Source organism: Actinomadura rugatobispora, from assembly GCF_055379765.1.
This window is the reverse complement of sequence record NZ_AP029191.1, coordinates 7,959,877-7,974,799: the sequence shown is the minus strand read 5'-3', so window position 1 is coordinate 7,974,799 and position 14,923 is coordinate 7,959,877. Positions and strand designations below refer to the sequence as shown.

Annotated in this window: 11 protein-coding genes; 3 read left to right on the top strand and 8 right to left on the bottom strand. The window is 72.9% G+C overall.

What is annotated here, in order from left to right; translation table 11 throughout:
• Window positions 1-232 precede the first annotated feature (232 nt).
• The 4 genes from glnA to ACZ466_RS35725 all read right to left on the bottom strand — a co-directional run bounded on the left by glnA (window position 233) and on the right by ACZ466_RS35725 (window position 4,424).
• On the bottom strand, window positions 233-1,594 hold the full coding sequence (gene glnA, locus ACZ466_RS35740; RefSeq protein ID WP_378290388.1) for a type I glutamate--ammonia ligase: 1,362 nt from the start codon (window positions 1,592-1,594) through the stop codon (window positions 233-235).
• Between the two features lie 384 nt (window positions 1,595-1,978).
• Window positions 1,979-2,776 (bottom strand): amino acid ABC transporter ATP-binding protein, encoded by a 798-nt coding sequence (locus ACZ466_RS35735; protein WP_378290390.1) that lies wholly within the window; start codon window positions 2,774-2,776, stop codon window positions 1,979-1,981.
• Entirely contained in the window at window positions 2,773-3,639 is an 867-nt protein-coding gene (locus ACZ466_RS35730) for an amino acid ABC transporter permease (RefSeq protein ID WP_378290392.1), read from the bottom strand. Before ACZ466_RS35730 ends, ACZ466_RS35735 begins: the two co-directional genes overlap by 4 nt.
• Window positions 3,600-4,424: a transporter substrate-binding domain-containing protein gene (locus ACZ466_RS35725; RefSeq protein ID WP_378290394.1), complete on the bottom strand. Its 825-nt coding sequence runs from the start codon at window positions 4,422-4,424 to the stop codon at window positions 3,600-3,602. Before ACZ466_RS35725 ends, ACZ466_RS35730 begins: the two co-directional genes overlap by 40 nt.
• A gap of 153 nt (window positions 4,425-4,577) precedes the next feature.
• Between ACZ466_RS35725 and ACZ466_RS35720 the strand changes: the two genes are divergently transcribed.
• Window positions 4,578-5,618, top strand: coding sequence for a terpene synthase family protein (locus ACZ466_RS35720; protein WP_378290397.1), 1,041 nt, complete (start codon window positions 4,578-4,580; stop codon window positions 5,616-5,618).
• Here the strand turns inward: ACZ466_RS35720 and ACZ466_RS35715 are convergent.
• Window positions 5,615-6,589: an ArsR/SmtB family transcription factor gene (locus ACZ466_RS35715; RefSeq protein WP_378290399.1), complete on the bottom strand. Its 975-nt coding sequence runs from the start codon at window positions 6,587-6,589 to the stop codon at window positions 5,615-5,617. The two genes, ACZ466_RS35720 and ACZ466_RS35715, sit on opposite strands and share 4 nt — an antisense overlap.
• A 55-nt stretch (window positions 6,590-6,644) precedes the next feature.
• Here ACZ466_RS35715 and ACZ466_RS35710 point away from each other — a divergent pair, with 55 nt between their 5' ends.
• On the top strand, window positions 6,645-7,889 hold the full coding sequence (locus tag ACZ466_RS35710) for an MDR family MFS transporter (protein ID WP_378290401.1): 1,245 nt from the start codon (window positions 6,645-6,647) through the stop codon (window positions 7,887-7,889).
• Between the two features lie 36 nt (window positions 7,890-7,925).
• Window positions 7,926-9,707, top strand: a complete 1,782-nt coding sequence (locus ACZ466_RS35705; RefSeq protein WP_378290403.1) for an NAD+ synthase — start codon at window positions 7,926-7,928, stop codon at window positions 9,705-9,707.
• Between the two features lie 566 nt (window positions 9,708-10,273).
• Here ACZ466_RS35705 and ACZ466_RS35700 read toward each other — a convergent pair.
• The 3 genes from ACZ466_RS35700 to ACZ466_RS35690 all read right to left on the bottom strand — a co-directional run bounded on the left by ACZ466_RS35700 (window position 10,274) and on the right by ACZ466_RS35690 (window position 14,756).
• Window positions 10,274-12,397, bottom strand: coding sequence for a SpoIIE family protein phosphatase (locus ACZ466_RS35700; protein WP_378288855.1), 2,124 nt, complete (start codon window positions 12,395-12,397; stop codon window positions 10,274-10,276).
• Window positions 12,398-12,541: 144 nt separating this feature from the next.
• Entirely contained in the window at window positions 12,542-13,168 is a 627-nt protein-coding gene (locus ACZ466_RS35695; protein WP_378288853.1) for a TetR/AcrR family transcriptional regulator, read from the bottom strand.
• Window positions 13,169-13,181: 13 nt separating this feature from the next.
• Complete coding sequence (locus ACZ466_RS35690) at window positions 13,182-14,756, bottom strand: MFS transporter (protein ID WP_378288851.1); 1,575 nt, start codon at window positions 14,754-14,756, stop codon at window positions 13,182-13,184.
• Window positions 14,757-14,923: the final 167 nt, after the last annotated feature.

The following is a 14,923-nucleotide window of genomic DNA, read 5'->3' as shown; positions in this document are numbered from 1 at the left end:
CCGTAATCGGGCGACCCCGCCCTGGAAGGCGATCCGGGCCGCGAAAGGTTTCAATTTCGCTGCGTTCGTCTCACAGCGCTCATCGGCCACGGTGGCCTCGACCATCTTGACGTGCTTTGACCGGCGTGTCCGATTCTGCGAACGCGTTGCGGGCGCGGGACGGACCTGGCCGGGTGTGGCCTGGTGCGGCCGGACGGCCGCGCGCCCGCCCCGCGCTCGCTTCGGAGTCTCGCTAGAGCACCGCGATCAGGCGCTTGCGCTCGAACTCGGTGACCTGGCGGCGGTACTCCTCCCACTCGGCGCGCTTGTTGCGCAGGAAGAAGTCGAACACGTGCTCGCCCAGCACGTCGGCCATCAGCTCGCTGCGCTCCATCGCGTGGATGGCCTCGTCCAGGCTCTGCGGCAGCGGCTGGATGCCCAGCGCCCGCCGCTCGGCCGAGGTCAGCGCCCACACGTCGTCCTCGGCGCCCGGGGGCAGCTCGTAGCCCTCCTCGATGCCCTTCAGGCCCGCGCCCAGGATCGCCGCGAACGCCAGGTAGGGGTTGGTGGCGGTGTCCAGGGAGCGGAACTCGATCCGGGTGGCGTGACCCTTGTGCGGCTTGTACATCGGGACGCGGACCAGCGCGGAGCGGTTGTTGTGGCCCCAGCAGATGTAGGACGGGGCCTCGCCGCCGGCGCCCGCCGTGGACCCCACGCCGCCCCACAGCCGCTTGTAGGAGTTGACGAACTGGTTGCAGACGGCGGTGATCTCGGCCGAGTGCCGCAGGATGCCCGCGATGAACGCGCGGCCCACCTTCGACAGCTGGAACTCGGCGCCGGGCTCGTAGAAGGCGTTGCGGTCGCCCTCGAACAGCGACATGTGGGTGTGCATGCCCGAACCGGGGTACTCGGTGAACGGCTTGGGCATGAACGAGGCGAACACCCCCTGCTCCAGCGCCACCTCCTTCATCACCAGCCGGAAGGTCATGATGTTGTCGGCGGTGGTGAGCGCGTCGGCGTAGCGCAGGTCGATCTCCTGCTGGCCGGGCGCGCCCTCGTGGTGGCTGAACTCCACCGAGATGCCCATCGACTCCAGCATCATGATCGCGTTGCGCCGGAAGTCGTGCGCCGCGCTGTGCGGGGTGTGGTCGAAGTAGCCGCCGGCGTCGACCGGCTCGGGCTCGCGGCCGTCCTCGGGCTTGTCCTTGAGGAGGAAGAACTCCACCTCGGGATGGGTGTAGAAGGTGAAGCCCAGGTCGGCGGCGCGGGCCAGCGCGCGCTTGAGGACGTACCGCGGGTCGGCGAAGCTGGGCGTGCCGTCCGGCATGAGGATGTCGCAGAACATGCGGGCGACGCCGGGCGCCTCGCTGCGCCAGGGCAGCACCTGGAACGTGGCGGGGTCCGGCTGGGCGATCATGTCGGCCTCGTAGACCCGGGCGAAGCCCTCGATCGCCGACCCGTCGAAACCGATGCCCTCGGCGAAGGCCCCCTCCAGCTCGGCGGGCGCCACCGCAACGGACTTCAGGAACCCGAGCACGTCGGTGAACCACAGCCGGATGAAGCGGATGTCGCGCTCCTCCAGCGTGCGGAGCACGAACTCCTGCTGACGGTCCAAAGCCTTCTCCCTCGACGATGCCGTGCCTGTGCCTCGTGTCGCGTGCCGTGCCGTATTCGTGCCTTGTGCGAGCCGTACCCGGTGGCGGCCGTCCGTCACCCGGACCGCCGCCGACCGGCCGCCGCCTCCCGCTCCGCCGCGTGTTTGCGCAGGTACGGGGCAGGAACCGACAGTCCAGCCACCTTGCAGTATGCCCGGCCGCTGTTACCGCGACGTTACAGGTGATGATCTCCGCGGCGGCACGGTGCAAAACCGCTCATAACACCGTTCCAAACTCTGCCATACATCCCGGAGTGCCCGTCACCGCGGCCCGGCCCCGCGCGTCGGGGGCCGGACCGCGGCCGGATCGGCGTCCCGCGGGGTCACGGAACGTTCACGCGGCGGTCACGGGGACGGCGGCCCGGCCTCGCCGACCCGCGCCGCCGCCGGGTCCAGGACGCGGGACAGGAACGCGCGGGTGCGCTCGTGCCGCGGATCGGCGATCACCCGTTCCGGCGGCCCCTCCTCCACCACGACCCCGCCGTCCATGAACACCACCCGGTCGGCCACCTCGCGGGCGAAGCTCATCTCGTGGGTGACCACCAGCATGGTCATCCCCTCCTCGGCCAGCTCCCGCATGACGCCCAGCACGTCCCCGACCAGCTCCGGGTCCAGCGCGGAGGTCGGCTCGTCGAACAGCATGACCTCCGGGCCCATCGCCAGCGCCCGCGCGATGGCCACCCGCTGCTGCTGGCCGCCCGACAGCTGCGCCGGGTAGGAGCCGAACTTGTCGCCCAGGCCGACCCGTTCCAGCACCTCCCGGGCGGTCCGGTCGGCCGCGCCCCGGTCCCGCCGCAGCACCTTGCGCTGCGCGATGGTGACGTTCCCGAGCGCGGTCAGGTGCGGGAACAGGTTGAACGACTGGAACACCATCCCGATCCGGCGGCGCACCGCGTCGATGTCGACCTCCGGGTCGGTGATCTCGGCGCCGGCCACCCGGACCGTCCCGGAACTCGGCTCCTCCAGCAGGTTCACGCAGCGCAGCAGGGTGGACTTGCCGGAGCCGGACGGCCCGATCACGCAGACCACCTCGCCCGCGCCGACGTGGAAGTCGATGCCGCGCAGCACCTCGTGCAGGCCGAACGACTTGTGCAGGTCCCTGATCTCGATGACGCCGGGGACCGCGTCCGCGGGCTCGCTCATCGCCGCTCCCTCCGTTGCCGGGCCTCCAGCCGCCGGGCCAGCAGGCTCAGCGGGATCGTCAGCAGCAGGTAGCAGATGCCCGCCACGATGATCGGGGTGGTGTTGCCCTGCTGCCCCGCCAGGTCCCGCCCGAACTTGGTCAGCTCCCGCTGCTCCAGCGTGACGCCGAGGAACAGCACCAGCGAGGAGTCCTTGCACAGCAGCACCAGCTGGTTGGTCAGCGGCGGGATGATGATCCGGAACGCCTGCGGGATGATGATCGACCGCATCGCCCGGCCGTACGACATGCCCAGCGACCGGGCCGCCTCCATCTGGCCGCGCGGCACCGCCTCGATCCCGGCCCGGATCGTCTCGGCCATGTACGCGGCGGCGGCCAGGCCCAGCGCGAGCCCGGCCTGCCCGGCCACGCCGCCGGGCACGTTGCTGCCCGGGAAGGCCAGCGGCACCCCCACGCTGACGAAGATGAAGATCAGCAGCAGCGGCAGGCCGCGGAAGATCTCGATGTAGACGGTGGCGAACCAGCGGTAGGGCGCCACCGACGACAGCCGCATCAGCGCGACGACCAGCCCGGCCACCAGCCCGAACGCGAAGCCGAGGCCGGTGTAGAGGGCGGTGTTGAGCAGCCCGACGGTCAGGATCTGCGGGAACAACTCCTTGGCCACGTCCCAGTTGGCGAAGTTGACCCGCAGCTGCGGCCAGTCGGCCAGCAGCACCACCACCAGGACGACCGCGGCGAACAGCGCGTACTGGCCGCCGAGCACGAGCCGGCGGCGGGTGCGCCGGGACAGGCCCGGGGGCGCCGCCGCCTTCGCCGGCTCGGCCGTCACGAGGTGCCGCCGGACGTGGGCATCGGCCCGATCCACTTCTCGTAGATCTTCTTGTACGTGCCGTTCGCCCTGCTCTCGGCGATCGCCTGGTTGGTCAGCTCGACGAGCTTGGCGTTGTGGCCCTTGCGCGTCCAGAAGCCGTACTGCTCACCGGTCTCCAGGTTGGCGACGATCGCGTACTTGGCGTTGTCGGCCGGGTTCTTCAGCCAGCCCTGGACGACCGGGTAGTCCTGCACGATGACGTCGACCTGGCCGGTGCGCAGCCCGTCGAGCTCGGCGAGGGAGTTGTCGAACGAGCGCGGGTCCAGGCCCTTGCCCTTGACGAAGTCCTCACCGGTGGTGGACGCCTGGGAGCCGAGCTTGAGCTTGCGGTTCTTCACGTCGTCCAGCGAGGTGATCCCGCTGTCCTTCTTGGCCATGAGGGCCTGGGTGGCGTCGAAGTAGGGCTTGCTGACGTCCATGTGCTGGACCCGGTCCGGCTTGATCGTCATGCCGCCCATGACGATGTCGCACTTGCCGGCGTTGAGCGCCGAGCCGGTCTTCATCGTCTCGAACGGGGTGTCCACGATCTTCTGGGTGACGCCGAGCTTCTTGGCCACCAGGTCGATCATGTCGACGTCGAAGCCGACCACCTTGCCGCCCTGCTCCACCTGGAACGGCGGGTAGGGCAGGTGGGTGCACGAGGTGAGCTCGCCCTTCTTGATCAGCTTGACGCCCTGCACGGTGGCGCCCTCGTCTCCGCCGCAGGCCGCGGCGGAGGTCAGGGCCAGGGCGAGCGCCGCCGCTGCGGCCATGAGGCGGCGGGGGGTCGGTCCGGACACGATTCCTCCAGTGATCGATCACGGACCGCCGTGTCGGCGCCGCGCGGCTCACCGCGCGGGACGGTCCACCCTCAGTCTCACCCATCCATTTCCCTAAAATTGACGTGGCGATCATCGGTCCGACAACGGAATGATCACTACGGTGAAGTGGTCGTGAACACCTCACTGCTGCACTCGCTCGCCGACCGGTCCGCCGCGCTGGCCGTCCCGTCGGCCATGCACGCCGACGTCTGGCAGCTCGGCGAGCGCGTCGACGCCTGGGCGCGCGGCCGGGGCCTGGTGCTCGGCGATCCGGACACCTCGCCGCTGGGCCGCGCGCGCTGCGAACGGCTGGCCGCCCGGCTGTTCCCGGACGCCGAACCGGTCCGGGTGGAACTGTTCGCCCGCTGGCTGACCTGGACCTTCGCGCTGGACGACACGCTCGACCAGGCGTCGGTGTCGGGCAGCGCCACCGCCGTCCACGCGGTCTGCGACGACCTGCTGCGGGCGATCCGGCGCGGCCAGCCCAGCCCGGGGGCGCGGCCCCTGGAGAGCACCCTGATCGAGCTGTGGCAGGACACCTCGGCGCGGATGAGCCGGGAGTGGCGGCGCCGGTTCCTGGGGCACCTGGAGGAGCACCGGACGGGCTGCTCCGAGCAGGCCGTGTTCCGCCGGATCCGCCAGACGCCCACGCCCGAGGAGTACCCGGCGCTGCGCCGCCGCGCCGCCGGCCCGTTCCTGTACGACCTGATGGAGCCCGTGCTCGACGTGGAGCTGCCGACCCGGCCGCTGGCCCTGCCCGCCTGGCAGGCGCTGCTGGAGGGCACCGCCGACGTGGTCACCTGGTCGAACGACATCGTCTCCTACGGCCGCGAGGCGGTGCAGGGGGACGTGCACAACCACGTGATCGTGCTGGCCGAGGCGTACGGTCTCGAGCCGGCGCAGGCGATGCGCCGGGTCGCCGAGCGGATCGCGGTCCTGGCGGACGAGCTGCGCGACGCGGCCGGCGCGCTGAAGGCCACCGTCGCCCGGCTGGGCCTGTCGGCACCGGACCGGGACGCGGCGGACCGGGTGATCGAGGTCCTGCTGCGGGCGCCCCGCGCGCACATCGACTGGCTCGCCGAGTCGGGACGCTACAGCCCCCCGGAGGGGACCTCCCCCGGCTACTACGGCCGGGACGGCCTCCGCCTGGACGGCCTCGCCTCGCTCCGCTAGCCCGCGTCACCGGCCGCCGCGAGGGCGTCGCCCGCACCCGTCCGCGAGTAGAGGACCCGGCGGCCCAGCCGGTGCCCGGTGACCAGGCCGCACGCGCGCAGCACGCCGAGATGCTGGCTGACCGCCCCCGCCGTCACCCCGAGCCGGCGGGCCAGCTCGGTGGTGGAGGCCGGGGTCTCCAGCGCCGCCAGCAGCTGGGCGCGGCGGCGTCCGACCAGGGCGGCCAGCGCGTCCGGCGGCGCCGCGGGCCTCGACTCCCACAGCGTCGCCACGCCGAGCGGCGGGTAGCTGAGCATCGGCTGGTACGGCGGCACCATCACCGACACCCGCGGCCACACGAACGCGCTGGGTACCAGCAGCAGTCCCCGGCCGCGCAGCTCGCTGCGGAAACTCCACGGCCGGTCCACGACCAGGGTGTCGGTGCGCCACGCCACGCCCCGGTGCAGGTCGGCGAACACGCCCTCGGCGCCGTGCGCGGCCAGCGCGCGGGTGCGGCGCAGCACATCGCCTTCGAGCAGGTCCCGGATCGGCTCCCAGTACGGCTCGACCGCCTGCGTCCAGAAACGCTCCAGCTGGTCGGCGACGCGTTCCAGGGTGCGGTCCGGCTCGCCGGCGAGGGCGCGGCGCCGCGCCCCCACGGCGACCCCCGGCCGCGCCCAGGTGATCTCCTCGGCGACGGTGCACGGCGGCGTCGCCCGCACGGTCTCCAGCTCGGCGGCGAAGTCGGGCAGCGGGGTGGCCGGGGGCGGGGTGAGGAAGTCGGGGACGTACCCCTCGGCCGGGACGAGCTCGCCGAGCAGCTCCAGGTCGAGCCCGCGCAGCCGCGGCCGCACCCGGCGCACCCACGGCAGGTGCAGCGCGTGCCGGGAGGGGTCGGCGAGGACGCGCAGGCCGTGCACGAGCTCCCACAGCGGGGAGAAGGCGAACCGCACCCGCGCGACGTCGTCCGGCGCGAACACGAACTCGATCATTTAGCCCAGGCTAAATCACTGTGCACCGCCCCGCCGCGCTCCGAGGATCGCGGTCGTGTCCACCCTCGAACCCCCCGCCCCCGCGCCCGGTCGCGTGGCCGCGTTCCTCGCCCCCCGCCTCGGCGGCCTCCCCCGCCCCTTCTGGGTGCTGTGGTCGGGCCAGCTCCTCAACCGGCTCGGCACCATGGTGGAGCCGTTCCTCGGCCTGTACCTGACCACCGTCCGCGGCCTGTCGCTGGTCCAGGCGGGCGCGGTGATGGCCGTGCTCGGCGCCGGCTCGCTGGCCGGCCAGCTGGCCGGCGGGGCCCTCGCCGACCGGATCGGACGCCGCGCCACCCTCACCGCCGCCACGGTCGCCACCGGCGCCGGGATGCTCGCGCTCGGCTACGCCGAAGGGCTCCCCGCGATCATCACGGCCGCGTTCGTGCTGGGACTCGTCCTGGACATGTACCGCCCGGCGGCCGCCGCCATGGTCGCCGACCTCATCGGCCCCGAGGACCGGCCGCGCGCCTTCGGGCTGCTGTTCTGGGCGGTCAACCTGGGCTGGGCCGCCGCGATGGTGCTCGGCGGAACCCTGGCCGGGCACGGCTTCATGTGGCTGTTCTGGATCGACGCGCTCAGCTGCGCCGCGTTCGGGATCCTGGTGTGGCGCGCCGTCCCCGAGACCCGTCCGGCCTCACCGCCCGAGGACCGGGCCGCCGGCACCTGGAGCGCGGCGCTGCGCGACCGGGTGATGGTCGCGTACACGCTGATCACCCTGGTCTACACCTTCGTGCTCATGCAGGGCCTGACCACGATGCCGCTGGCGATGAAGGAGCAGGGCCTCGGACCGCAGGCGTACGGGCTGGCGATCGCCGCCAACGGCCTGGTGATCATCGCCGTCCAGCCGCTGGTCGGCGCCTGGCTCGCCCGGCGCGACCACAGCCGCGTGCTGGCCGCCGGCTTCGCCGTCGTCGGCCTGGGCTACGGCCTCACCACCGCGGCCACCACCGTGTGGGCCTACACCGGCGCCATCCTGGTCTGGACGCTCGGCGAGGTGGTCGCCGCGTCCGTGCTGCAGGCCGTGGTCGCCGACCTCGCCCCCGAACACCTGCGCGGCCGCTACAGCGGACTGTACGGGCTGTCGTGGTCGGGCGGCTTCCTGCTCGCACCGCTCGGCGGCACCTGGCTGCTCGGCCTCGGAGCGCCCGCGCTGTGGCTGTCGTGCCTGGCCCTGGGCCTGGCCGCCGCCGCCGCACAGCTGGCCCTGGGCCCCGCCATCCGCCGCCGCACTGGCACCCCGACCCACTTTTCGTCATAATGACGATACCTATTCCCGTCACTTAGGCTGGTGGACGTGGCACAGCTCAGGATCGCTCTCGCGCAGGTGAACCCGACGGTCGGCGACCTGGAGGGCAACGCCGGCCTCCTGGTGGAATGGACCCGGCGCGCCGCCGAGGCCGGCGCGCACCTGGTCGCCTTCCCCGAGATGATGCTGACCGGCTACCCCGTCGAGGACCTCGCGCTGCGCTCCTCGTTCGTGGAGGCCTCCCAGCGCACCCTCGCCCGCGCCGCCCGCACCCTCGCCGACGAGGGCCTGGGCGACGTCCCCGTCGTCACCGGCTACCTCGACCGCCGCCCGGTCAGCATGATCCGCGCCGGACTCCCCGCCGGATCCCCCCTCGACGCCGCCGCCTGGCTCCACCACGGCGAGGTGCTGATCCGCTCCGCCAAGCACCACCTGCCCAACTACGGCGTCTTCGACGAGTACCGCATCTTCGTCCGCGGCGACACCCTCCCCGTCGTCCGCGTCCACGGCGTCGACGTCGCCACCGTCATCTGCGAGGACCTCTGGCAGGACGGCGGCCCCGTCAGCGTCACCTCCACCGCCGACGCCGGCCTGCTCCTGGCCATCAACGCCTCCCCCTACGAGCGCAACAAGGACGACGTCCGCCTCGAACTGTGCGCCACCCGCGCCCGCGAGGCCGGCTGCGCCCTCGCCTACGTCAACATGGTCGGCGGCCAGGACGAACTCGTCTTCGACGGCGACTCGGTCATCGTCGGCGCCGACGGCGAACTCCTCGCCCGCGCCCCCCAGTTCACCGAGCACCTCCTCGTCGCCGACCTCGACCTGCCCGCCGCCGCCATCGAACCCGTCACCGGCCCCGTCAACGCCCTCGACGGCACCACCATCAGCATCGACCACCACGTCGTCACCGAGGACCCCGTCCCCGCCTACGACCCGTCCCCGCCCACCGCCGCCCGGCCCCTCGACGACCTCGCCGAGGTCTACGGCGCGCTCGTCCTCGGCACCCGCGACTACGTCCGCAAGAACGGCTTCCGCTCCGTCCTGCTCGGCCTGTCCGGCGGCATCGACTCCGCCCTCGTCGCCACCATCGCCGCCGACGCCATCGGCCCCGACCTCGTCCACGTGGTCCTGCTCCCCAGCCGCTACTCCACCGAAGGCTCCGTCACCGACGCCGAAGACCTCGTCAAACGCCAGGGCCTGCACTCCCGCATCGTCCCCATCCGCGGCATGGTGGACGCCTTCGAATCCGAGCTCGAACTCCACGGCCTCGCCGCCGAGAACCTCCAGGCCCGCATCCGCGCCAACATCTGGATGGGCCTCTCCAACGAGCACGGCCACCTCGTCCTCACCGGCGGGAACAAGAGCGAGCTCGCCACCGGCTACTCCACCCTCTACGGCGACTCCGCCGGCGGCTTCGGCCCCATCAAGGACCTCACCAAGACGATGGTCTGGGCCCTGGCCCGCTGGCGCAACGACCAGGCCGGCAAGGACCACCCCGCCCTCCACCCCTTCGAGGTCGAACCCATCCCCGAGGCCATCATCGTCAAGGAGCCCTCCGCCGAACTCCGTCCCGACCAGAAGGACCGCGACACCCTCCCCCCGTACGACGTCCTCGACCCCCTCCTGGTCGACTACGTCGAACGCGACATGGGCCGCGACGCCCTCATCGCCGCCGGCCACGACCCCGCCCTGGTCGAACGCGTCATCCGCCTCGTCGACCTGGCCGAATACAAGCGCCGCCAGTACCCGCCCGGCCCCAAGATCACCCCCAAGAACTTCGGCCGCGACCGCCGCCTCCCGATAACCAACCGCTGGCGAGAGCTGCGTTGACCTGGGGGGCCACCCCCCAGACCCCCAGGGCGGGGCGATCGGCCCCTCCAGTCGCTGGCGCTCCTTACGGGTCCGCCCACCCCGGCAAGGGGCTCCGCCCCCTGCACCCCCGGCAGGAGGGGCTCCGCCCCCCTGCACCCCCCGACAAGCAACACCGCAGGGTGAACTGAGGGGACCAAGACCTTGCACAAGGCCATTGGTGCTGCGTGGGCTTGGGGGATTGAAGTCCACGTACGGATGGCCGTTGGGGGTGCAGGGGGCGGAGCCCCTTGCCGGGGGCGTGGGGGCGGAGCCCCCACCGGGGGGTGCGCGCCCTGGAGCGAGCCCCCAGGCGAGCGGAAGGGCGCGAACGCCCCGCCCCGGGGGTCTGGGGGGTGGCCCCCCAGATAAACACAGCCCGGGGGTGCAGGGGGGCGGAGCCCTCCCTGCCGGGGGGCGTGGGGGGCGGAGCCCACCACCGGGGGGAGTGGGGGGCTGCCCCCCACCGGGGTGAGGGGCCGCGTAGCGAGCCCCCAGGCGAGCGAAGGGGCCGCTCACCCCGCCTGGGGTCTGGGGGTGGCCCCCAGTTAGATGCTGTGGTGGGCCTGGCCTGGCCAGGTGCTTTGGGGTTCTGGGGGGTCCGGGTCGACGCCGGGGATGGTCTGTTCGCACCAGACGACCTTGCCGGTGGCGGTGCGGCGGGTGCCCCAGCGGTGGGCGAGCTGGCTGACGACGAGGAGGCCGCGGCCGTTCTCGTCGTCGTCGGCGGCGCGGCGGAGGCGGGGCAGGGCGGCGGAGCGGTCGAGGACCTCGCAGACGAGGGTGCGTTCGTAGAGGAGGCGCAGCTCGATGGGGCCGCTGGGGGCGTACCGCCAGGCGTTGGTGATGAGCTCGGAGGCCAGGAGCTCGGTGGTGTAGGCGAGTTCGCCGAGGTCCCATTCGTCGAGCTGGGTGCGGACGAGGCCGCGGGCGCGGCGGACGGCGGCGGGGTCGGCGGGCAGCGTCCAGGTGGTGAAGCGGTCGCCGGGGATACGGCGGAGCCGGGCGAGGAGGACGGCGATGTCGTCGCGGTGGCGGTCGGCGTAGACGCCGGCGAGGGTGGCCTTGGCGAGTTCCTCCATGGGACGGTCCACGGTGTCGGGGCCGAAGACGCCCTGGAGGCGTTCGAGGCCGTCGTCGATGTCGCGGCCGCGGTTCTCCACGAGGCCGTCGGTGTAGATGACGAAGACGCTGCCGTCCTCGACCTCGAACTCGCGGCTCTCGATGGTGGCCGAGCCGGCGACGCCGAGCGGCGGGGCGGGTGGGACCTCCAGGTACCGGGTGGTGCCGTCGGGGCCGACGAGCAGGGGCGGCAGGTGGCCGGCGGAGGCGACCTCGAGGGTGCCCGAGGTGGCGTCGTAGACCGCGTACAGGCAGGTGGCGAAGTGCGGTTCCTGCTCGCCGAGCTCGACCATCAGCTCGTGCATGACGTGCAGGGCGTCGGCGGGCGGGTGCTCGAGGTTGGCGAGGGTGTGGAGCGCGGTGCGGAGCCGGCCCATGGTGACGGCGGCGCGGACGCCGTGCCCGGCGACGTCGCCGACGATGAGGGCGACGCGGGCGCCGGGGAGCGCGATGGACTCGTACCAGTCGCCGCCGACCTCGACCAGCTGGCTGCCGGGGAGGTAGCGGTGCCGGACCTCGACGGAGGAGGGGGCCGACAGCCGGTGCGGCAGCAGGCTGCGCTGCAGCGCGAGGGCTGTGGCGCGTTCCCGGCTGAAGCGGCGGGCGTTGTCGATGACGATGGCGGCGCGGGCGGCGAACTCCATGCCGATCTCGACGTCGTAGGCGTCGAAGCGGCGGAAGCCGGGCACGCGGGTGCAGGAGATGAAGCCGAGGAGGGTGTCGCGGGCGATCATCGGCAGCAGCACCATGGAGACGCCGGTGAGCAGCTCTCCCGCGGGGGTGCGCCGCCAGCGGGCGGCGATGTCGCCGGCGACGCCGGCGTCGACGTGCGGGAGGTGGACGGGGCGGGCGCTCTCCAGGACCTCGCGGAAGGGGGTGCCCTCGGGGTAGACGAGCACCTCGCCGACCGGGAACGTGGACGTCCACAGGGCGTTGCCGTCGTCGGAGGTGACGGCGATGCGGCGCAGGACGGCCGAGCCCGACTCGCTGTGCACCTCGTCGGCGGCGACCAGGCTCTCCAGCACCAGCACCGAGGCGGTGGTGCAGAAGTGCGGGACGATCACGTCGACCAGGCCCTTGGCGGACTGGTCGAGGTCGAGGGAGGCGCCGAAGCGGGTGAGGGGGTCGTCCAGGAGGGCGCGGCGCATGAGGGCCGGGTCCTGGTAGCGCTCGCTGAGCGGGAGCGCGACGCGGACGTGCAGGAGGCCCATCGGGGCGGCGCCGGTGTCGCCGCCGACCATGGGCTGGGCGGTGACGACGGCGTCGGTGGTGCCGCCCTCGCCGTCGGGCTCCGCGTCGCCGCGGCGGACGGCCAGGACGGCGGTGCGCTCCTGGCCGGAGGCGATGGCCTCCAGCAGCGTCTCCAGCTCGGCCTTGGCCTCGTCGCAGGCCAGTTCGCCCGCGGCGCGGCCGATCAGGTCTCCGGGGGCGTAGCCCAGCACGGCGCGGGCGTTGGGCCCGCACTGCACGATCCGGCGCGTCCCGTCGATGCCCAGAACGAGGGTGCGGGACGCGGAATCGGCGGTGGACGCATCGCCTCGCGACGCCATGACGGATCTCACCAGACGCGCTCCAGACAGCCGGTCGTCCTAGCACTCCAAGCGCCAGTATGGGGCATGAGGCGCGATCAAGGGAGAAGATCACGTGCCGGACGCCGAATTAGTGCGGAAGTTCTCTTGGATGGGGCCGCGATTCTAGCGTTCGGCATTCGTCCCAAGGGCGGCTTCGGTGCCGATACCCCCGAGTACGGTGTCGACGACCGCTTCGGGAAAGCCCTCGGGCAGCCGGTCCCGCGGGGTCTTGTGGGCGAGCGCGCCGACGAGCAGCGCGATGGCGACCTCGGGGTCGACGCCGGGACGCAGCTCGCCGCGCTCCAGGCCGCGGCGCAGCACCCGCCGGAGCACTTCGCGGCGCGGTTCGATGACGTCGTTGCGGTAGCGGGCGTAGAGCCGGGGGTGCTTCTCGGCGCCGCCGACCACGTTCCAGAAGCAGCGGGCGTGCCGGTCGCCGCGCTCGGCGCCGATCTGGCGGGCGAGTTCGACCAGGTCGGCGCGCAGGGAGCCGTGCTCGGGGTCGTGCAGGGGGCGCTTGGCCGCGGCCAGCGCCCCGACGATCAGCGCCTCCTTGTTGGGCCAGCGGCGGTAGATGGTGGTCTTGCCGACGCCGGCGCGGGCGGCGACGGCCTCGATGGAGACGGCGGCCACCCCCGACTCCTCGGCCAGCAGGTCGAGGACGGCCTCGATGATCGCCTTCTCGGCGCGCTCGCTGCGGGGGCGGCCGGGGGCGCGGGCGGCGGGGTCGCGTGTCGTCGTCTCGCTCATCGGAGTCCCATTGTCACACCCCGGCGCGTTCGCGGGACGCCGCGTCGGTCCCCTCCGGTTCGGGCGTGTCGCGGGCGGCGCGGCCCGGCATCCACTTGAGCACGACCAGGGCGCCGAGCAGCGCCACGACGGCGGCGCCGCCCGCGGTAGTGCGCATGGCCTCGACGAACGCGGCGTCGGCCTGTCCGGCCAGGCCGTGCCCGGCGGCGCCGAGCCGGGCGGCGACCGCGTGCGCGCCCTCGATCGACTCCCCCGCCGCGGCGCGGGCGCCGGCCGGGAGCGCGGCCAGCGGCTCGGCGAGCCGGTCGCGGTAGATCGCGGCGAGCGCCGAGCCGAGGACGGCGACGCCCATGGCGACCGCGACCTGCCGGGCGGTGTTGTTGAGGGCCGAGCCCGCGCCGGCCTTCTCGCGGGGCAGCGCGGACATGACCGACTCGGTGGCGGGCGGCATGACGTTGGCCATCCCGGCGCCCTGCACGAAGAAGATCACGCCCAGCGCCCACAGCGGCGTCCCGGTGCCGACGCCGATCAGCGGGTAGGTGGCCAGCGCCGCGGCGATCATCAGCAGCCCGGCGGTGCAGACGGCCCTGGCGCCGAAGCGGTGGACCATGGCGGCGCTGCGGGTGGAGAAGATCAGCTGGGCGGCGGCGAACGGCAGCAGCATCGCGCCCGACTGCAGGGCGCTGAGGCCGCGCACCGACTGCAGGTAGAAGCCGGTGAAGAAGAACATCCCGGAGGCGGCGAAGAAGCACAGCGCGATCGCGGCGACGGCGGCCGACAGCCGCGGGTCGCGGAACAGCCGCACGTCGAAGGCCGGGTGGTCGATGCGCGCCTCGTTCCAGGCGAAGGCCGCGAGCACGGCGAGGCCGGCGGCGATCGGCCCGAGCACACCGGGTTCCAGCCAGGCGCCGCGCTCGCCGCCCTGGATGATGCCGTACGAGAGGGTGACCAGGCCGGCGATCGACAGCAGCACCCCGGCGGGGTCGAGGCCGCCCGGGTCGGGGTTGCGGGACTCGGGCACCAGGAGGGCGATCAGGACGGCGCCGAGCACGATGACCGGCACGTTGATCAGGAACACCGAGCCCCACCAGAAGTGCTGCAGCAGCAGCCCGCCGGTGACCGGGCCGATGGCGATGGCCAGGCCGACCGCGCCGCTCCAGATGCCGATGGCGCGGGCCCGCTCGTGCGGTTCGAAGACGTTGGTGATGATCGACAGGGTCTGCGGCATGATCGCCGCGCCGCCCAGTCCCATCAGGGCGCGGGCCGCGATCAGCTGGCCGGGGCTCTGCGCGTACGACGACAGCAGAGAGGCCACCGCGAACAGGGCCATGCCCGCGACCAGGACCCGCTTGCGGCCCAGCCGGTCGCCGATCACGCCGAAGGTGAACAGCAGCCCGGCGAACACCAGCGTGTAGGAGTTGATCGCCCATTCCAGCTGGCTCTGGGTGGCGCCGAGGCCCGCCTCGGGGTCGGCGATGGTCTTCAGGGCCACGTTGAGGATGGTGTTGTCCAGCACCACCACGAGCAGGCTGAAGTTCAGCACGCCGAGGATGTACCAGCGGCGGCGGTGGACGGTCTCGCGGTTCACGGCCCTCCCGGGGGGCTCCGATACGGAAGCGTTTCGTAATCTCGTGACGAGCGTACGCCCGGGTCGATCCGATACGCAACCGTAGCGTTTCGTAACGGCCGGGCCCCTGCTGGAACGGTCCGGCGAAGGAATCTGGGGGCTACCCGAATCGTTGGGTGAGTGGGATC